Origin of the sequence: Pelagicoccus sp. SDUM812005, from assembly GCF_031127875.1 — a bacterium.
Taxonomy (GTDB): domain Bacteria; phylum Verrucomicrobiota; class Verrucomicrobiia; order Opitutales; family Opitutaceae; genus Pelagicoccus.
Window position 1 is genome coordinate 300,181 of sequence record NZ_JARXIA010000003.1, and the last position, 20,463, is coordinate 320,643.

Genomic DNA, 20,463 nt, shown 5'->3' on the forward strand with positions numbered 1-20,463 from the left:
AAGCTATTGAAAAGCGTGGAACGGTTTAGAAGCGGCACTCGCCGCAGTCATTCAAGAGTCATGATCAGAGTAACAGCAAATATTACATTTTTAGTCCTGGCATTTGCCTTGGCGCCTCACGTCGCGTCAGCGGCTAAGCCCAGTCGACAAGCTCAGGAGAAACCGAACTTTATTATTATCTTCACCGATGACCAGGGCTATCAGGATGTCGGCTGTTACGGTTCGCCCGATATCAAGACGCCGCGGCTCGATCGCATGGCGGAGGAGGGGATGCGCTTTACCAGCTTTTATGCCCATACGGTCTGCGGGCCGTCGCGGGGAGCCTTGATGACGGGCAGCTATCCCTTGCGTTTCGCTCGTTTCGACGATCCGGACTCGATCCACCCGGAGCTGCACTTGGAGGAGGTCACCCTCGCCGAAGTCCTTAAGGAAGAGGGCTACGCGACGGGAGCTTTTGGAAAATGGGATTTGGCGGGACACAATCCGACGGCCTACAAAAAGGAGCTCCTGCCAACGTATCAGGGATTCGACTACTACTTTGGAACGCCAGGCAGCAACGACAAGTACGTGGATCTGATTCGCGGAACGGAGCGGATCGAGGAAAAGGCGGATATGGCCACCTTAACCCAGCGCTATACTGACGAAGCCTTGTCTTTTATGGAACGGAATCAGGACCGTCCGTTTTTCGTCTACCTCGCCCATACCATGCCGCATACCCGATTGGCGGCTTCGGAGGCATTTAGAGGCAAGTCGGAAGGTGGCTTGTATGGGGACGTCATTGAAGAGTTGGACTATCACATCGGGCGCGTGCTCGATAAGGTCGACGAGCTCGGGCTTGACGAAAATACATACGTTATCTTCACCAGCGACAACGGGCCCTGGCACATCCGGGGAGATCATGGCGGGCATGCGGAACCGCTGCGGGGAGCCAAGACGTCCTGCTGGGAAGGTGGCTTGCGGGTGCCGTGTATCATGCGAGCGCCAGGGCGCGTCCCGGCGGGCCAGGTGACTGATGCCATTACTGCAACCATTGATCTGCTGCCAACGCTGGCGGACTTGGCGGGCGCGTCCGTTCCCCAGGATCGCGTAATCGACGGGATCAACATTTCATCGGTGATGCACGGCAAAGGCGATGACTTGGAACGCAGCTACTTCTACTACCAGCACGATTGCTTGCGAGCGGTGCGTTCCGGAAAGTGGAAACTGATGTTGCCGCATACGGAGCCGTTGGAAGGAAGTATCGGTTGGAAGTGGAGAAATCACATCAAAGCGGAAGACCGTATCCGCTTCGAGAAGGCGCACCTTTACGACCTGGAAGCGGATATCGGGGAGACGACGGATGTGGCGGATCAGAACCCGGAAGTCGTGGCGGAGCTGATGCAGCTTGCCCAATGGGCCCGCGAAGATATCGGCGATCACGACGTTTTTGGAGCGAACGCCCGTACTTTCGGGGCTGAAAGGCGAACGCTTACGAGCGAGAAGAAGCTATGAAGAAGGAGCTGCTAACTGCGATCGGCCTTGTCTTTTTCCTTGTCGGAATTTCGTCTTGGGCGGCTGGCTCTGGGAAGGCTCAACCGAACTTTATTGTCATATTGACTGATGATCAGGGCTACGGAGATCTAGGCTGCTTCGGAGGGGATCATGTAAAGACGCCGCGTATTGATAAAATGGCGACGGAAGGGGTCATGCTAACGAGCTTCTACATGGCCGGATCGGTTTGCACGCCCTCGCGCTCGGCCTTGATGACGGGGAGCTATCCTAAGAGGATCGGGTTGGCGGACGGAGTCTTTTTAGCGGGCGACGAGAGAGGACTGAGTCCGGAAGAACTTACGATTGCCGAGATCTTGAAGTCAGCGGGATATCGAACCGGGATATTCGGCAAGTGGCACTTGGGCGACCAGCCGGAGTTTTTGCCGACGCGGCAAGGCTTCGACGCTTTTTTCGGGCTGCCTTATAGCCACGACATTCATCCCTACCATATGAACAAGCGTCATAACTTCCCGCTTCTGCCGCTGTTGGAAGGCGAGGAGGTAATCGAGGAGGAGCCCGATGCGGATTACCTGACGAAGCGGATTACGGAACGGGCGGTGGATTTTATCGAACGGCATAAGGACGAGCCGTTTTTCCTCTACGTGCCGCATCCCCTTCCGCATCGCCCGATTCATATGTCCCCTCCGTTTATGGAGACAGCCCCGGAGGAGATCAAAGCGAAGCTTGAGGAAGAGCAGGGCATCGATTATTTGACGCGGGATAAACTGTATCATCACGCGATCAGCGAGATCGACTGGTCCGTAGGTCAGATCCTCGATGCCCTGGTGGCGAACGGAATCGATGAGAATACGCTGGTGATTTTCACTTCCGACAATGGTCCTTCGGTGGGTTCGACCGGTTCGTTGACGGGAGGGAAGGGTAGTTCTTACGAAGGCGGACAGCGTGTCCCGACAGTGATTCGCTGGCCGGGAGCCATTCCGGCGGGAGGGAAGAACGACACGCTGATGAGCGCTATGGATTTGCTTCCAACCTTTGCGAAGCTGGCCGGGGTGGAGGTTCCCTCGGACCGAGCGATCGACGGTAGAGATGTTTGGGCAGCGTTGACCGAGGGCGTTGAAACGCCGCACGAAGCGTTTTTTTACTACAAGGGAAGTCGTCTGGAGGCGGTGCGCTCGGGTCCGTGGAAACTGCATTTGGGCAGGCCGGGGAAAAGCTCGAAGGGAGCCGAACGGCGCGGCAAGGGGTCGAGCTCGCCGATAGCCGCGTTGTATCATTTGGATACGGACGCGGGCGAGCAGGTGAATGTTTTGAATGACTATCCGGAGGTCGCGGAACGCTTGCGAGCGTATGCGAAGGCCTTTGAAGCGGAGTTGAGCGAGGATAGTCGCCCCGCTGGAAAAGTGGAAGAGGCGAAAATTTTGACGAGGAGGATTCGGTGAGATGGAGATGTTTTATAGAAGTTTTTTATCGTTAGCTTTCGACGCGTTCTTAGGTAGGGCTCGACCGCCGGGCGAGCCGAGGAGAATTGAACCTGCGATGCGGTCCGCCCGGCGGTCGGACCCTACCTTGCTTGGCCTCGTTTCCGTTTTCTTGCTGGTATTGACTGTGGGAGCCTATGCTGAGAAACCGAACATCATCCTGATCTTCGCGGATGATCTTGGTTACGGCGACTTGGGGTGTTACGGGGCGGATCTGGCGACGCCGGAGATCGATCGCTTGGCCGCTCAGGGATTGCGGGCGACGGACTGTTTGGTGGGGGCTAATGTATGCGGGCCTTCCCGCTCGGCTTTGATGACGGGGCGTTATCCGATGCGGGTGGGGCATCCGATTTCCCGGCATCCATTTCCTAAATACGCCGCATATGGAATCGCTCCTGATGAGCTGACCATGGCGGAACTGCTGAAGTCGGCGGGCTACTACACCAAGATGATTGGCAAGTGGCATCTCGGCTTTCACGTGGAAGGAAGCCACCCGCTCGATGCCGGCTTCGACGACTATTTGGGGCTGCACAGCAATCATCTTGCGAGCCGGCCGGATGCGAGCGCTCTCTACCGGAATCGGGAAATCGTTCGGGCGGACATTCCTTTCACGGAAGTGACGAAGCTATACACCGACGAGGCCGTGGAATTCATCAAGGCGGATCACAAGGAACCCTTTTTCCTCTATTTCGCCCATCACATTCCGCATACGCCCATCGAAGCGAGCGAGCCCTTCGTGGGTGCCTCCGGCAAGCCGGGCAAGGACGGGGAGTATAGCGATGTGGTGCTGGAGCTCGACCATAGCGTGGGGCGGGTCGTCGCTGCGCTCGAGGAAGCGGGAATCGTCGACGATACCTTGCTCGTGTTCCTGTCGGATAACGGTCCGGCGAGATTCGGATCGGCGGGGGATCTGCTCGGTGGCAAGTACGTCACCACGGAAGGAGGACACCGCGTTCCCGCTATTTTCCATTGGCCGAAGCGAATTCCTGCAGCTCAGGTTTCCGACGCCCTGATGACCAGCATGGACCTATTGCCCTTGTTCTGTGACGTGGCGGGCGTGGCGCTCCCCACGGATCGAACCTACGATGGAAAGAACATCATCAAGCTTCTAACCGGTGAAGAGACGCAAAGCCCTCACCGCTATTTCCATTACTACAATGGACTCCATCTGCAGGCGGTGCGAAACGAGAAGTGGAAGCTGCACTTTCCCCGTAGCTCAGATGACCAGCCTTACTGGGCGAAGCGCGACAGCGGAAAGAGGGTGTACACTACCTTGGAGGCGCCTTTGTTGTTTAATTTGGATACGGATGCTGGTGAGAGAAAAAATGTCTATTCCCAGCACCCGGAAGTCGTTGCGGAGCTGATGAGAGAAGCGGAACGGATCCGTGCCGAAATCGGTGACCTGCATATGGTCGGTAGGGATCAACGGCCGCATGGCTTGGCGAATCCGCAGGAGAAGGGAGAACCGTGATTAGAACGAAAATTAAGTTAATCGCCCTTGCGGGCATGCTCTGCGCTTCCGTCTCTTGCTGGGGCAAGGCTAGGACTGATCGTCCCAACGTGATCTTCATCCTCATGGACGACATGGGGTACAGCGATGTCAGTTGCTACGGCGCTGAAAAAGTGGATACGCCGAACATCGATCGCATGGCGGCGGAGGGGCTTATGTTTACGGACTTCCATACGGGCGCCTCGATCTGTTCGCCTTCGCGGGCGGCGTTCTTGACCGGCGCCTATCCGCAACGAGCGGGGCTCTACATGGGAATCAACCAAAACCGGGAAGCCCATTGGTTTCTGGGATTGAATCCGGAGGAGCTTACGATCGCCGAGCAGTTCAAGAAGCAAGGCTACGTCACTGCTCTCGTAGGCAAGTGGCACTTGGGAAAGGAGGAGGCGTTTTCCTACTATGGCCAAGGTTTCGACCATTATTACGGGGCGCCGGACAACATGGGGCATAACTCCGCCTTCTACGACGATCGGGAAGTGGTCTATGAGTCCACGCCGCTGGACCAGCTGACGACGCTCTACACCGAACGTATGGTCCAGCATATCGAGGACTTTCGGAACCAACCCTTCTTCATCTATTTCGCCCACAATTATCCGCATACTCCCTACCGGGCAGGTCCCGAGTTCAAGGGCGCTTCCGACGACGGCGTGCGGGGCGACATTATCGAGGAAGCGGATTGGGGGATTGGCGAGATTCTGAAAGCGCTCGAAGCCAACGGACTTCTGGAAAATACGCTTGTAATCTTCAGCTCCGATAACGGACCCGTGAAGGAGGAGTACGCTCAGCCCTATAGCGGAACCAAGTACGTATCCAGGGAAGGAGGACATCGAGTCCCGTTTATCCTGTACTGGAAAGGGACCTTGGAACCGGCGGTCTCTGAGGTGCCGGTAGTGGCCATGGACTTGTTTCCCACCTTGAGCGAACTGATCGGAGCTCCCTTGCCGGAGGATCGGGTATACGATGGCGTCAGCTTGCTGCCCTTGTTCGAGGGCAAGGCGATTGCCCGTGCGGCGGACGAGCCGTTTTACTACTACAACTGCGAAAACCTGCAGGCGGTTCGGGTAGGCGACTGGAAGCTGCACCTGCCGCGTCGCATGGAGCAGATTCCGTTTTGGGCCATGAAAAAGCAGCAGGAGATCGCCGCGCCGCGCCTGTATCATCTCGCTAACGACGTGGCTGAGGAACGGGACCTTGCCGCTCAATATCCGGAGCGTGTATCCGAAATGATGGCCCTGGCGGAAGGGATTCGGGCGAAGCTTGGCGAGTATGGCCGACGCGGCTCCGATCAGCGAGCCACGGGAACGCTCTTTCCGGAAGTGCCTATCGTATCGAACCATCTTACCGATTGGGATAAGCTGTCCGACGAGGAAAAGGGCAGGGCCAAGTCGGAATTCCTACCCAAGAAGAAAGCAAGGAAGAAGTAGCACGTGTGAGGAAACTGAATACAGCTTGTTTGGCCATGCTTGCTTTCCTGTTTGGGGGAAGCGAGGCCAGCGCCGCGAGGGGAGGCTTGCCCAACGTGGTGCTTATCGTGGCCGAAGACCTTGGCTATGGCGACCTTGGCTGCTACGGGGCGACGCGGGTGCGGACGCCGCATATCGACGGCTTGGCGGAACGTGGGCGTCGCTTTACGGATGCCCATTCCGCGTCCGCCGCGAATTCTCCGTCGCGCTACGCGCTGCTGACGGGGCAGTACCCGTTTCGGGTCGACCTCTGGGCTCCGGTTCGCAATACCTCCGGCCTGGTCATCGATCCGGAGACCTTCACGATCGCGGACCTTTTCAAGAAGAAGGCCTACGCGACCGGGTTCGTCGGAAATTGGCAGCTCGGTTTCGGGGCTGGCGAAACCGATTGGTCGAAACCGCTTCGTCCCGGCCCGCTGGAGCTCGGCTTCGACTCCTATTTTGGCATCCCTGTAATCAATAGCGTCAGCCCCTTCCTTTACGTTGAGAACGACCGGCCGCTGGGCCATGATCCAGCGGATCCATTGGTCTTCATTGGATCCAAACGCCCAGACGAAGCGACGCCGCTTAAGCCGCTGCCGCCCGAATCGGAGGTTGGCCAGCGTTCGGAGAATGCGTTTAGCGGGGCGGTCGAAGCTCACGAAAGCTACGACGATTTCGAGCAAGGCATACGACACACCGAAAAGGCAGTTGAGTGGATTCGCTCCCAAGACGATGGTCCTTTCTTCCTCTATTTTTCAGCCCTGAATATCCATCATCCTTATACGCCGGCCGAGCGATTCCGAGGGAGCAGCGAAGCGGGCGTCTATGGAGACTACCTTCATGAGCTGGACTGGATGGTTGGCGAAATCGTTGCGTGCCTCGAGGAGCGAGGGCAGCTGGACGATACCTTGATCGTATTTACCAGCGACAACGGCGGGATGTTCAGCAAGATCGCCCAAGACGCCTATCAGCTTGGCCATGAAAACAACGGCAGCTTGCTTGGCTATAAATTCGGAGCCTGGGAGGGCGGTCACCGCGTTCCCTTTATCCTGTCCTGGCCCGGCAAGGTGGAGGCGGGATCGGTTTCGGAGGAGCTGCTTTGTACGATGGACCTTCTCGCGACCTTTGCGGCGATTACGGAGCAAGCGGCGCCGGCTGGCGATAGTCTCAACCAATTGCCGACCTTCCTAGGCGAGACGAGGGAGCCGGTGCGGAAAGAGCTGGTAATTGCTGCCCGTCAGGAGGAGCACCTTTCGCTTCGCAAAGGGAAGTGGATGTATATTCCATTCCAAGGGAGCGGAGGCTTTCGCGGAAAGCAACCCGGCCAAAACGGATTCGCCGGCCCTGCGGCGGCTAGCTACGCGGGTCGAGAGAACAGCGATATCGAAAACGGACGTATCAAGGAATCGGCTCCGCCGGGGCAGCTTTACGATCTCGAACGGGACTTGAGCCAAACGACGAATCGCTACCGCGACTACCCGCACCGCGTGGAGCGGATGGCGTCATTGCTGAACGAATACGTAGATGCGTCCCAGTCGCCCTAGATTCGCGAGCGTTTCCATTTTTCATCACAACCTAAGATCCCCCCCCTAAAACCAACCCCTATAAACGTCAAAGAAGGAGCCCCGTTATGAATTCCGAAGAACTGAATCGCAGAGAAGCTATCAAGAGAGGAGCCATCCTTGGCGGTGGTATGCTGGCCCTGAAGGGCTTGAGCCCGCTGGCTTGGGCGGCGCCGCGTTCCAACGAAATGCCGATGTCGTTCTTCGGAAAAACGGGGGTGCGCGTTTCTAAGATCGGCGTGGGGACGGCCTCCTTGTCCAAGCCGGAATGCAGCGAGGAAGAGGCGATGCGGGTGATCGATCAAGCGATCGACGAAGGTATTAACTATTTCGATACGGCGCCTCGCTACGACCAAGGGGAGGCGGAGCGTCGCACCGGCAAGGGCCTGAAGGGGAAGCGGGACAAGGTTTTCCTCGTTTCGAAGACTCATGATCAAAGCTACGAGGGAACTTGGAAGCTGCTGGAGCAAAGCCTCAAGCACCTGCAGACCGATTACCTGGACATGGTGCACCTTCACAATATCGGCCATGAAGAACGTTGGGAAGATCTGGACTTCGCCTTCAGTGAAAAGGGAGCGATGGGCGCTTTGCGGGAGGCCAAGCAGAAGGGCATGGTTCGCTTCATCGGGGCGACCGGGCATCTTTATCCGAGCCGGTTCGGCCGCGTTGTCGAATCCGATGAGATCGATGCCCTGATGGTGGCGGTAAACTTCGTTAACCAGCATACTTACAATTTCGAGGACAAGGTTTGGCTGCCCGCGGCTAGCAAGAACAAAGGGCTGGTGTCCATGAAGGTGTTCGGCGGGCGAGTCGGTCGTACGGCCTCGCACCGTTTCGATCCGGCGGACTACGAGAACGCCTTGCGCTATACCTTGAGTCTCAAAGGATTGAATACAGCGGTAGTGGGAATGAGTAGCAGGGCCCACTTGAACCAGTTGCTGGAGACCTTTCGCCGGGTGGACGCTTTGAGCGAGGAGGAACTAATCGCCGTAGCACGTCGCGGTCGCGAGCTCATTGAAGAAAACCCGCGTCTGCAGGCGATGCATGGCGGCTCGACAGCCTAGTCGCGGTGAGATCGGGTGTAGTAGATAGCGAGTTACAGACATTTAGAATGAAACCAAAGGTTTTGAACAAACTTTCGCTCCTGGCGCATTTGCTGGTTGCCGTCCTTGCGACGGTTCCCTCAACCCAGGCGGAGTCGCAGGATTACGGGAGGGCGTCGCTCACGCATACTCGATTGACGGGGATCGGCCCGGAAGAAGGAGTTTCCCGGCGAGACCCGAGCGATATCATAGAAGTCGGCGGGCTCTATTACGTCTGGTATTCGCGTGGGCCGGTTCGGACTGGCTACGACGCTACCGTTTGGTACGCGACCTCCCCGGACGGCTTGCGCTGGACGGAACGAGGTCAGGCGATTGCCAAGGGCGAAAGCGGAGCTTGGGACGAGGCAAGCGTTTTCACTCCAAACATTCTGGTGGCTGAAGGAAAGTATTGGCTGTTTTATACTGGGATTTCGAAGGATCCTGAGATCAAGCCCGATTCGAAGATCGGTATTGCAGTTGCGGATACGCCAGACGGACCCTGGGAACGCTTGTCCAGCAATCCCGTGCTGCGGAACAGCGAAAACGAATCCGATTTCGATAGTCACTTGGTTGACGATTCTTGCCTGATCGTTCGGGACGGAAAGTACTGGCTTTATTATAAGGGGCGTCAGCTGGGCAAGCAACCCAGCGAAACGCAAATGGGGCTGGCGATCGCGGATTCGCCCGGTGGGCCGTACGTGAAGCATTCCGCCAATCCCGTCATTCCCGGCAACCACGAGGTGGTCGTTTGGCCGCAGGGAAAAGGCGTAGCGGCGATGATTGGAAAAGTCGGGCCGAAGGACCTGGTGCGAACCGTGCAATACGCGGAGGATGGGGTTTATTTCTCAAAGACCCATGAGCTTTCGCAGGAGGCGTTTGCGGGAGGCACGTATCGACCGGAAGCCTTCACTGGCAGCGATGAGGGCGAGGCTCCGGTCTGGGGCGTTGAAATTGGAAAAGCCGGAAAGCTGCTTTGTATCCAACGATTCGATATCGAATGGAGCGAGTAGGACGCTTGGGGAACGAAGAAATGAAAAACGTTTTAAATATAATTCTGAATACGCCTCTAAACCGGAGGAAATGCGCAATGGCGGCCGCGCTTATGGGTCTTCACCTCCTCGGTGTTTCGCAGCTGGGCGCGGAATCCTCAGCATCATCTGAGACGCCGCCGCGTCCGAACCTGGTGATCATCTTCACCGATGACCAAGGGTACGCGGACTTGAGCTGCTTTGGTGGGGATCATGTCCTGACTCCGAATATCGATCGGATGGCGGCGGAGGGCGTTCGCTTGACGAGCTTTTATGTCGGCGCCCCGCTTTGTTCGCCGTCGCGGGCGGCCTTGATGACAGGCTGTTACCCGTCGCGTATCGATATGGGAACTCCCTCTTCGATCGCGGTGGACCTGCCGAATGTCCCGCGGGGAAAGTGCTTCCCCGTTTTCTTGGCAGGTGACGGACGGGGCCTGAATCCGGAGGAATTCACGATTGCCGAGGCGGCGCAATCGGCTGGATACAAGACGGGCATGTTCGGCAAATGGCATTTAGGCGACCAGACGGAATTCCTACCGACCCGCCAGGGCTTCGAGGAGTATTTTGGAATTCCCTACAGCCACGATATCCATCCCGCCCACCGGCGGCAGGAGATCTTCAATTTCCCTCCACTGCCGCTGCTGGAAGGAGAGACCGTAATCGAAATGGAGCCTGACGCGGATTACCTGACGCGGCGCATCACGGAGCGGGCGGTGTCGTTTATCGAGAAGAACAAGGACGAGAACTTTTTCCTCTACGTGGCGCATCCCTTGCCGCATGGCCCTCTGGCGGCGTCGCCGGAGATCAAGAAGGAGTACGCTCAGAAAGTCGGGACGGACGATAAGGCGAAACAAGGGCTTTATTCCACCGCGATCTATGAGATCGATTGGTCGGTGGGAGAAATTCTAGACGCCCTCGAGGAGCAGGGAATCGAGAAGAATACGATTGTACTCTTTGCGACCGATAATGGTCCGGCTGGACGGAAAGGTTCCGCAAAACCCTTGAGCGGATGGAAAGGCAAAACGCTTGAAGGCGGCATGCGCGTGCCTGCGGTGCTTCGTTGGCCAAATGGTATTCCGGCGGGGACCGAAGTCGATGAGCTGGTGACGGCCATGGACGTGCTGCCCACCTTTGCGAAGCTCGCGGGAGCGAAGCTGCCAAGAGACCGTGCCATCGACGGGAAGGATATCTTGCCTACCTTGGCGGACGGCGCGGAAAGCCCGCACGAGTATTTCTTCTATGCCCACTGGGGCACCCTGGAAGCGGTGCGTTGGAAGGATTGGAAGCTGCGCATCGTGGATGGAGAAGAAGCGCTCTACAATTTGGATACGGATATCTCGGAGAAAACGAATCTCGCATCCAGCCACCCGGAAATCGTGCAGCAGCTCAAGGGCGCCATGCAGGCCTTCGAAAAGGAAATGGAGGCGAACGAGCGCCCTGCAGGCTCGGTCGACAACCCGACGCCTCTGGCCCTTATCCCGTGAATCAGGAATAATGAAAAAGCATTATCGAATTTCAACTTACCCGAATACTATGAGAACGAAGCTATTAACCCTAATCCTTTCAATGCTGGCAGCGGGCACCCTCTGCTCGGCCGCGACTTCGCCTTCCATGCGGCAAGTAGCTCCCAACGTGGTGCTCATCTTCGCCGACGATCTTGGCTATGGGGACCTTGGCTGCTATGGCGCGACGAAAGTGGATACGCCGAACATCGATCGCCTCGCGGCGGAAGGGCGTCGCTTCACGGACGCTCATTCGGCCTCGGCTGTCTGTACGCCATCTCGCTACGGTCTGCTAACGGGAGAGTATCCTTACAAGGCCGATGGCGGCAAGGGACTTTGGGGGCCGTGCCCGATCGAGTCACCGCTGCTGATCGACGTCGAAACGCAGACCATTGCCGACGTATTCAAAAGCAAGGGATACGATACGGCAGTGGTCGGTAAGTGGCATCTCGGTTTCGGGGAAGGCGAGAACGATTGGCAGAAGCCCTTGAGTCCGGGCCCGCGCGACTTGGGCTTCGATTATTATTTCGGGATGCCAGTGGTGAACAGCGCCCCTCCGTACGTGTATGTGGAAAATGAACACGTGGTGGGCGGCGATCCGTCGGATCCATTGATCTACCTCGGGCGAAACGCGGAGAAGAAGCCCGTGACGCCGATTACGCCAATTCCTCCCGAGGCATCCCAACGTACGGAAAACCGCTTCCAAGGCGCGGTCGAAGCGCATAAGCTCTTCAACGATTACGAAGTGGGCACCAAGCTGACCGAGAAGGCCACGGACTGGATCAAAGCTCGCGACGGGAATCCGTTTTTCATGTATCTGGCCACGACTGCGGTGCACCACCCCTTCACTCCAGCCCCCCGTTTCCAGGGAACGAGCGAAGCGGGGCCTTACGGCGATTTCGTGCACGAGTTGGACTGGATGGTCGGCGAGGTGATGAAGTCGCTGGAGGAAAGCGGAGTCGCCGATAATACCCTTGTGATCTTCACGAGCGACAATGGCGGCATGTTCAATCATGGTGGACGCGTGGCGGCCGAGTTGGGCCATCGGATCAACGGCGACCTGCTCGGATCCAAGTTCGGCGTATGGGAAGGCGGGCACCGCGTGCCCTTCATCGCTTGGTGGCCCGGGAAGATCGAGGCAGGAAGCGTATCCAATCAGTTGTTCATGAGCGTGGATTTGAAAGCGACCTTTGCCGATCTAACGGGGCAAACGCTCAGTCCGAGCGAGCAGCGCGACAGCGTCAATATGTTGCCAGCCCTTGTCGGTAATCCCAACGCTCCGCTGCGTACTGAAATGGTCATTACGCCGCGCAAGGCGTCCCACATGTCGCTTCGCAAAGGGAAGTGGATGTATATTCCCGCCAAGAGCGACGGAGGTTTTTCGGGTTCGAAGCCGCATCACCATGCCTGGGGCGGGCCAGCGGTGGCCGCTTTGGTGAATACGCCTAACAGCGATATCGAAAACGGCAAACTCAAGGCGGATGCCGCTCCAGCCCAGCTCTACGATCTGGAGGCGGATCCCAATCAAACCCGCAACCTCTATCATGAGTACCCCGAGGTCGTGCGGGAGCTGCAAGCCCAGATCGAGAGCTATCGGCCGCAGGCGCAGAACGACGGCATCAAGCGCAAAAACTAAGGGATCGAAACGTCATGGAAAATAGGATACAATCGAGCCTGGCCAGCGAACTGAGCGGGGAAGGGCTCTCTCTCCCGCGGCGCGACTTTTTAAAGGCAACCGGTCTGACCGCTGCGATGTTGCTGGCGGGTCGCTTCAAGGTGATGGCCGGGCCTTTTGAAGCGAAGGATTTCGACAAGATCATTCCCGCGAACAAGCGGCTGAGCAAGGATTGGATCGCCAGCCTGTACTCCCGCGGCGAGGCCCTGAGCGCCAAGAAGGGGGCGCTGCAGTACATCGGCATGCCGATCAACGGGATTTGCACGGGGCAGGTCTACCTCGGCGGGGACGGCCGCCTTTGGTATTGGAACCTCGACGCCACCAAGGACAAGAAGAACAACCCGAAGGGGCTTCGCTACCTGAAGCCGGATGCGGCGCATTCGCCGATCAGCCAAGGCTTCGCCCTGCAAGTAGACGGAAAGACGCGAACCCTCGACGCGGAGGGCTTTGAGGAGGTCAGCTTCACGAATCGGTACCCTATGGGGCAGGTGGATTATGCCGATGGGCAGTGTCCCTTGGCGGTTCGCCTGGAGGCTTACACGCCGTTCATTCCTTTGAACCGTGACGAGTCCAGCTATCCGGTGATCGTGATGCGGTATACGGTTACCAATACTGCGTCCGTTTCCAAGGAGTTTGGGATCGCGGGCTGGATCGAGAGCATCGTGGACCGCAAGGAGGAATCGGCTTCGGGTGGGAAGAAGACCTGCGCGTATCGAAAATTTGACGACATCGCTACGGTGGAGTGTTTCGCCGACTTTGAGGACGCGGATGCGATCGCCTTGGGGATTTTCGGAAAAGAGTCGCCGGACTGGGTGGATCTGGAGAAGGTCTCGCCTGGCCCGGAGGGACTTTTCGAGTCCATTGGGCGGCTGCAGGACGGATCCGTCAGCGAGCGCGAGCTTTCCGCTCCCTCCTTCGCTTCGCTCGGGCGTCGGTTGACGCTGGCGCCGGGCGAGTCCAAGACCGTGTCCTTCGCGGTATCCTGGCGGGTTCCGCACATTCGATATGGAACGGCTTTCGGGGTGGGACCCAAATCGACCTCGCCGGGGAGCAATCATTACGCGACGCTCTGGCCGACCGCGGCGCAAGCTGCGAGCCAGGTCGCGAGTCGCGAGGGCGAGCTCTACGCTAAGAGTAAGGACTGGGTGGATACTTGGTACGATTCGAGTTTGCCGTACTGGTTTTTGGAGCGAGCCTTCATACCGATCAATTGCATGCAGACGCAGGTGGCGCAGCGCGTGTATCCAGAAGGTAGCGACGACGAACACTACAATTTGGAAGAAGGGGTCCGCTGTTGTCCGGGCAATTGCACCCATGTCTGGAACTATGCCCAAGGACTGGCTCGCATCTTTCCGGAGATCGAGCGCGAGTGCCGCGAGAAGGTGGAGTACGGGCTCGGCTTCGATGACGAGAACGGCATGGTGTACTTCCGCTATTGCATGCAGGAGGGAAAGAAGGGGCGCGACGACGCCATCGACGGCACCTGCGGAACGATCATTCGCGTGCTGCGGGAGAGCCAGATGACGACGGACTACAGCTTCCTCGCGAGGATCTGGGATCGGGTGAAGCTCTCCATGGATTTTGTGATCAAGGAGTGGGACCCGGACGAGGACGGCATGCTGGCGGGAGCCCAGCACAATACCTTGGACGAACCTTGGTACGGGCAGGTGCATTGGCTGACCAACGTCTACCACGCGGCCCTGAAGGCTGCGGCCTTGATGGCTCGCCAGATGGATCAGCCTGCGGTCGCTTCCCGCTACGAAGGCATTGTGGCAAGGGGCGCTCCGGCCATGGTGGAAGCCTTGTGGAACGAGGATTTTGGATACTTTATCCACAAGCCGCCCGCCGATGAGGATAAGATGCACGGTTCGACCAATGGCTGCCATATTGACCAGGTTCTAGGCGAGTCCTGGTTGCACGAGCTAGGGCTCGATCCCATCTTGCCAAAGGACAAGATTCGCAAGGCGCTGCAGGCCCTTTGGAAGTACAACTTTACGCCGGACGTGGGGGCCTTCCGCAAGGTGATGACCAACGGGCGCTACTATGCGGCGGAGGGCGACGCGGGGCTGGTGATGTGCAGCTTTCCCTTCGGCAAGGTCGAACCCAAGAGCGGAAACAAGAACTACGCCGGCTACCTCAACGAGTGCATGACCGGCTTCGAGTGGCAAGTGGCGGCACACATGATCCGCGAGGGCATGGTCGAGGAGGGCTTGGCCATCGGGAAGGCGATCTACGACCGCTACCGGCCGGAAGCCCGCAATCCCTACAACGAGGTTGAGTGCAGCGACCACTATTCCCGAGCCATGGCGAGCTACGGCGCGTTTCTGGCGGTCTGTGGCTATCGCTACGACGGTCCGGAGGGGAAGCTCGGCTTCGGCCCGAAGCTCAGTCCGGAGAACTTCCAGACGGCCTTCACCACGGCCGAAGGCTGGGGCCGTTTCACGCAACAAGTTGAAGGCGGAAAGCTGACGGCCGGCCTCGAACTACGTTACGGCAAGCTGGCATTGCAGGAGTTCGCTTTGGACAAAGTAGCGGGCATCGCAGGGAGGGACGTTACCGCCACGCTAGACGGAAAGGCGCTGGGCGTTTCCGTGGAAGCGAAGGGAGACGCTTATGTTTTGAAGTTTGCTAGCCCGCTAGCGATTAAAGCCGGACAGCGTTTCGAGGTGTCTTGCTCCTAGGCGATTACCTTGCCTGCATCGACTGCGGGCAGGGGCATTGTCGTTTCGATACGAGATACGTTTATCCTATTAACCGCGGAGGACGCGGAGAAGAGGGCAGAGCCACACACATGCTTTTCGCGTCTCGTGCAATGATCACTCGCAATAGGTAGGGCGTGACCGCCGGGCACGCCGCGACTCCCGAAGCACACAAGACGACTCTTGTTTTCTTAACCGCAGAGAACGCGGAGGACGCGGAAAAAGACGGGGGAGAAATTTCGCATCCTCTTCAGAAGGTGAGAGGGCAGAGCCGCGCACCTGCTTTGCGCGTCTCGTGCAATTTGATCCGTCGCAATAGGTAGGGCGTGACCGCCGGGCACGCCGCTAGAAGGTTTATTGGCCACGAAAAGGCACAAAGACTCCTGCACTGCTTCCTGCCTTATAAGGCAGGTTTCAGCACGCGGATTCTTCGTGCTTTTTGTCGGGCCATCTTCCTCGTCTTTTAGCGACCCGGTTCTCGCTTTCTCGGGCCAGGTCTTTGTCTCAGACCACACTCGTTTTTGTAGGGATCCAGTCTCGACCACGCCCCAAGGCCGCCATGGGAGTCTTTGAAATATTGCTAGGTAAATACCTTTAGCTTGCGAAGGTCGCGTTTCGGTCCTAAGCAGGAAACTGACAACTTTGTAAGTCTCACAGCTCCCTCTCTTGTACATGTCCTTTCAAGCCTTCCGAAGCGCGTATCCAAATTGCGGTACAAGCGTTACCCCCTGTCCAACGCTCCTATGCCCAGAGCCCACCGAAATGGGATCTAGTAAATCCATTTCCGAAGGTATCTGTCTAAGTTGGAACTGGGAATAACTCATTAGGAATTGCGAATGTATCAGGGCATGAAAATTTGGATACAAATTCTGGATACCTGGAACTGCACATCCCTGATTGTTTATCACGAGATGAATCTTTCCCACCGCACTAACTGATGGCCGCGAAAACCCGCGTCGCGAATCTCGATCTTTCAAAAGCTTAGTAACTCCCGCCGATGGATCACACTCACATAGTCCAAGCTGCCGATTTAGACCGCTATTCACCCACGCGCGACAGTCAGTCGGTGGTTCCTGAACTTGTGTATTTGCTGGTAAAGCAGTCTGTTCCAGCACCCTCGGAGTGCCGTATCCCATATGGAGATGTCGTCAATCAGCCAGGTTGGGACGGGCTCGTCGAGATAGACCAAAGCTTTCTTGAGTATGTTCCAGCAGGCGCTTCCTACTGGGAAATCGGCACTGGGGCTGATCCGAAGACTAAGGCGTCAACTGATTTCAAAAAGCGCACTGAGGCTTTATCCGCTGAAAATCGGGCGAAATCCTCATTCGTCTTCGTGACCCCCCGATCCTCCGCCTCTGGAGGTTGGAATGAGCCCGAACAGACCGAGTGGTTGGAAGAGAGAAAGGGTAGTGGTTGGAACACCATCAAAATAATCGACGGAGTAAAACTTGCGGACTGGCTCCGCGAATTTCCTGCCTTAGGTCGATGGATGGCGAAGAAGGTAGGGATCACTGCAAGTCTTGGGGGAATCATCACACCTGGCGAGCATTTGGATCTGATTCTAGCCCAAGGCGACAAGAACGATCCACCTTTACCACCTCAACTATTCACGACTTCTCGCGGCGGTGCTTGTGCGTCCTTAGAAGCTGTCTTCTCAGGAGAATCCCACAGGCAATTTTTTTTTGCTGAGAGCGAAGATGATGTCGAAGATTTTGTCGCTGCATATTTATCGACACTCGATGATGAAAAGACCCGAGAATACGCAAACCGCTGCCTTTTCATTAGCGATGAAGAGGCCTGGAGAACGGTTTCGGAGCTGAGGCAATCGCATGTTCTAGTTGCGAGTCCTAGATTGGGATTGGACTCAGAGCGGCAAAACCTCCAAGCCGTTGCAACGAAAAAGGGCCACGCGGTTGTTATACCGCTGTGTGGTGCTTTATCCGGTGACAATCCTGAAATAATAAAACTCCGCAGTCCGTCTCGATCACAGATAGAAGCAGTTCTCAAAGAGGCTAATTTTTCTGAAGTCCGCGCCCGAGAACTTGGCGGTATCGGAGGAGGACGAATGTCGGCTCTTCGCCGCCATCTTTTGGGACTTGGTTCTGTTCCACCATACGTCAACTGGGATACCGCTCGCGAACTGGCGCAAGCCGCGTTGGCGGGTCAGTGGAATGCAAACAATCCTGCAGATCTTCGGGCAGTGGAGGAAATGCTGGGAAAAAGCTACGGGGAGTGGATCGAGATACTCAGAGCTGACGCGCTGCGCTCGGACTCTCCCCTTATTCAGACTGATGAGAGGTGGAGATTCGTAGCGCGCGGTGAGGCTTGGAACGCTCTAGGCAACCGGATCACTGATAGTGATCTAGATCGATTTGAAGCGACAGCGGTTGCCGTACTGAGCGAGAGAGATCCTAAGTTTGAGCTCCCGAAAGACGAGCGATTCGCCGCGAGCATTCACGGCAAAGCCCTAGAGTACTCTTCGTTACTAAGAAAGGGTATAGCGGAGACCCTTGCGTTGCTTGGATCCCAACCTAAGGCTCTGTCAGAGTGTTCGCAAAGGAAGGCAGATACGACAGCGCTTCTTGTAGTTCGTCGATTACTCAACAAGGCGAGTTGGGAGCGTTGGGCGAGTTTGGATACTCACATGCCGCTTCTTGCCGAAGCTGCTCCCGACGAGTTCCTAGATGCAGTGGAGTCGGTTTTGGTCGATTTGCCATCGGCTCCTTTTCACGAGGTCTTTGCGCAAGAGGGAGCGGGTGGATTTGGTGGCTGGAACTACATGAGTGGATTGCTTTGGGCGCTAGAGAGCCTTGCGTGGAACAGCGACTACCTGCCTAGAGTGTCGGTTATCCTTGCGGATATCGCCTCCATTGATCCAGGCGGCAACTGGGCCAACCGCCCCGCGAACTCCCTTGCTGAAATCTATTTGCCATGGCACGTGCAAACAACGGCACCTTTCGAGAAGCGAAAGTCCGCAATCAAGGTCGTATTGAGGGAACAACCAGAAGTCGGATGGGCTCTTCTATTAGCGCTTCTGCCGCATAGCCACGGATTCACTTCTGGGTGCCATAAGCCAGTGTGGCGGGACTTTATTCCCCGCGACTGGAAAGAAAGTGTGCTTCGAACCGAATATTGGGAGCAGATTGCCGCTATTACTGAACTTGCCGTAGAACTCGCCAAGCAAGATACAGAGAAGCTCGTTGCCCTCATTGGGCGTCTTGCGGATCTGCCAATGGCTGCACTTGATTCCCTCCTTGATCATCTCTCCTCCGAAGCGGTCACCGGTCTCGCTGAACCTGAACGCCTGCCGATCTGGGAGAAACTTGATGAGATCGTCCGACATCACAGGAAGTTCGCCGACGCTGATGGGGCTCTTCCAAAGGACGTTAGAGTAAAGATCGTGGAGACCAGTAATCTCCTTGCTCCCACCGCACCCCAGTTCAAATACCAGCACCTTTTCATTGGGCGAGATTTCGATCTTTACGATGAGAAGGGAAACTATGAAGAGCAACGGAAACGTCTTGAGGAAGCACGACAGACTGCCGTCGACGAGATCATCTCCGAAGGAGGTATGGCGGGCTGTTTAGATTTCGCTTCGAAGGTTGCCTCTCCATATGAAGTTGGTCGGGCACTTGGAATCGTTGCGTTAAACGAAACCGAGGCCGAAATACTGCCTTTCCTTCTAGATGCGGAAGATGAATCCATAGCGAGACTTGTGGCCGGATTCGTGTGGGCCAGGTTCTGGGTTCGACGGATTGATTGGGTAGATGAGGTGCTTGAACAAGATTGGACTGCTGACTACCGTGTGAAGTTCTTAACGCTCCTTCCCTTTGAGAGTGAAATCTGGGAACGAGTGGCTACTCACCTTGGAGAGGCCAGCGAGGAGCAGTATTGGAATAAAGTGCGAGTTGACCCATACGGATGTGATCGGGGTCTTTCAGTAGCAATTGAGAAATTACTCACTTACAGGCGCGCAGGTGCCGCTGTCATGTGCATAGCGTGCTCTGCAGAGGACGAAAATTATATCGACGAGTCTCTAGCAAGCCGCGCGCTTATCGCGGTGCTTGAAAGTGGAGGAGGAATTGCCGAACTTAACAACTATCAGACTGTCGAGTTGATTAAACGACTTCAGAAATCAGAAACTGCTGATCAGGACGCGCTGTTCCGAATCGAGTGGAATTTTCTGCCCTGGCTTGACCGCTTCTCTTCAGGATCACCAGCCACTCTCGAAAAACGCCTAGCAGGAGATCCTGCATTCTTCGCGGAGGCTGTAGGTCTCGTTTTCCGATCCAAGAATGATGAGAAAGATGATTCTGATGAACCAAATAAGAAGAAGCAGAACCTCGCACGAAACGCATACAAACTACTGACCGAATGGAGACGTTGCCCAGGGCTTTCCGAAGACGGGACACTAAATGCTGAAGCATTTAACGAATGGATTAACGAAGCACGGAGAATAACGGAAGAAACAGGACACGCTGATGTTGCACAGATTCAGATCGGGCACCTTTTAGCCTATGCTCCGCCGGACCCTGGAGGCCTCTGGATTCATGAAGCTGTTGCTTCCGTACTGAACTATCGAGATACAGAAAAAATGCGCTCTGGATTCACTGCCGAATTATTCAACCAGCGTGGTGCCCATTGGTTTACTCATGGCAAGGAAGAGCGAGAACTTGCGAAAAAAAACAGGGAAAAAGCAGAATCTCTTGATGCGAAAGGATTCATTCGTTTCGGAACTGCAATGCGTCAATTCGCCGAACGATATGATCGAGACGCGGAACGAGAGGAGAAGCGAGACCCGTATGAGGATTGATTCAATATTCTGTTTCGGAAAACACTCAACTATGGAGAACTAATCATTAACCGTAAAATCCGAATCTTAATATAGTACTTTTATTTGATTTTATAACTTCGATCGAGAGGTGAGAAACAAGGATGGATTCTCGGTGCAAATAAAGTTATTGGGTCTCGGTTTTCGGACCATGGAGCTGCAT

At 56.3% G+C, this 20,463-nt stretch carries 11 protein-coding genes; all 11 read left to right on the plus strand.

All coding sequences use genetic code 11. The features are described from left to right. Positions 1-60: 60 nt before the first annotated feature. Positions 61-1,491 (plus strand): sulfatase, encoded by a 1,431-nt coding sequence (locus QEH57_RS06385; RefSeq protein WP_309005860.1) that lies wholly within the window; start codon positions 61-63, stop codon positions 1,489-1,491. Beyond that, positions 1,488-2,930, plus strand: coding sequence for a sulfatase (locus tag QEH57_RS06390; RefSeq protein WP_309005861.1), 1,443 nt, complete (start codon positions 1,488-1,490; stop codon positions 2,928-2,930). Before QEH57_RS06385 ends, QEH57_RS06390 begins: the two co-directional genes overlap by 4 nt. A 127-nt stretch (positions 2,931-3,057) precedes the next feature. Continuing rightward, a complete protein-coding gene (locus QEH57_RS06395) occupies positions 3,058-4,440 on the plus strand; it encodes a sulfatase (RefSeq protein WP_309005862.1) in 1,383 nt (460 codons plus the stop codon). Next, on the plus strand, positions 4,437-5,900 hold the full coding sequence (locus QEH57_RS06400; RefSeq protein WP_309005863.1) for a sulfatase: 1,464 nt from the start codon (positions 4,437-4,439) through the stop codon (positions 5,898-5,900). Before QEH57_RS06395 ends, QEH57_RS06400 begins: the two co-directional genes overlap by 4 nt. A 35-nt stretch (positions 5,901-5,935) precedes the next feature. Further along, positions 5,936-7,465 (plus strand): arylsulfatase, encoded by a 1,530-nt coding sequence (locus QEH57_RS06405; protein WP_309005864.1) that lies wholly within the window; start codon positions 5,936-5,938, stop codon positions 7,463-7,465. 86 nt (positions 7,466-7,551) lie between these two features. Next, the gene (locus QEH57_RS06410) at positions 7,552-8,547 is read left to right on the plus strand and encodes an aldo/keto reductase (protein WP_309005865.1); all 996 of its coding nucleotides are present in this window, start codon (positions 7,552-7,554) and stop codon (positions 8,545-8,547) included. 47 nt (positions 8,548-8,594) lie between these two features. Then, positions 8,595-9,575, plus strand: coding sequence for a family 43 glycosylhydrolase (locus QEH57_RS06415; protein WP_309005866.1), 981 nt, complete (start codon positions 8,595-8,597; stop codon positions 9,573-9,575). 92 nt (positions 9,576-9,667) lie between these two features. After that, complete coding sequence (locus QEH57_RS06420; protein WP_309005867.1) at positions 9,668-11,077, plus strand: sulfatase; 1,410 nt, start codon at positions 9,668-9,670, stop codon at positions 11,075-11,077. Positions 11,078-11,159: 82 nt separating this feature from the next. After that, complete coding sequence (locus QEH57_RS06425; protein WP_343224760.1) at positions 11,160-12,731, plus strand: sulfatase-like hydrolase/transferase; 1,572 nt, start codon at positions 11,160-11,162, stop codon at positions 12,729-12,731. 14 nt (positions 12,732-12,745) lie between these two features. Further along, positions 12,746-15,451, plus strand: a complete 2,706-nt coding sequence (locus QEH57_RS06430; protein ID WP_309005869.1) for a GH116 family glycosyl hydrolase — start codon at positions 12,746-12,748, stop codon at positions 15,449-15,451. A 1,015-nt stretch (positions 15,452-16,466) separates the two neighbouring features. Next, the gene (locus tag QEH57_RS06435) at positions 16,467-20,282 is read left to right on the plus strand and encodes a hypothetical protein (protein WP_309005870.1); all 3,816 of its coding nucleotides are present in this window, start codon (positions 16,467-16,469) and stop codon (positions 20,280-20,282) included. The last annotated feature ends 181 nt before the right edge of the window (positions 20,283-20,463 follow it).

Excerpts from the sequence above, each read along its gene's own strand:
- QEH57_RS06410 (WP_309005865.1), top strand. The coding sequence starts at position 7,552 with ATGAATTCCGAAGAACTGAATCGCAGAGAAGCTATCAAGAGAGGAGCC.
- QEH57_RS06435 (WP_309005870.1), top strand. The coding sequence starts at position 16,467 with ATGGATCACACTCACATAGTCCAAGCTGCCGATTTAGACCGCTATTCA.
- QEH57_RS06385 (WP_309005860.1), top strand. The coding sequence starts at position 61 with ATGATCAGAGTAACAGCAAATATTACATTTTTAGTCCTGGCATTTGCC.
- QEH57_RS06405 (WP_309005864.1), top strand. The coding sequence starts at position 5,936 with ATGCTTGCTTTCCTGTTTGGGGGAAGCGAGGCCAGCGCCGCGAGGGGA.
- QEH57_RS06390 (WP_309005861.1), top strand. The coding sequence starts at position 1,488 with ATGAAGAAGGAGCTGCTAACTGCGATCGGCCTTGTCTTTTTCCTTGTC.
- QEH57_RS06415 (WP_309005866.1), top strand. The coding sequence starts at position 8,595 with ATGAAACCAAAGGTTTTGAACAAACTTTCGCTCCTGGCGCATTTGCTG.
- QEH57_RS06430 (WP_309005869.1), top strand. The coding sequence starts at position 12,746 with ATGGAAAATAGGATACAATCGAGCCTGGCCAGCGAACTGAGCGGGGAA.
- QEH57_RS06425 (WP_343224760.1), top strand. The coding sequence starts at position 11,160 with ATGCTGGCAGCGGGCACCCTCTGCTCGGCCGCGACTTCGCCTTCCATG.
- QEH57_RS06420 (WP_309005867.1), top strand. The coding sequence starts at position 9,668 with ATGGGTCTTCACCTCCTCGGTGTTTCGCAGCTGGGCGCGGAATCCTCA.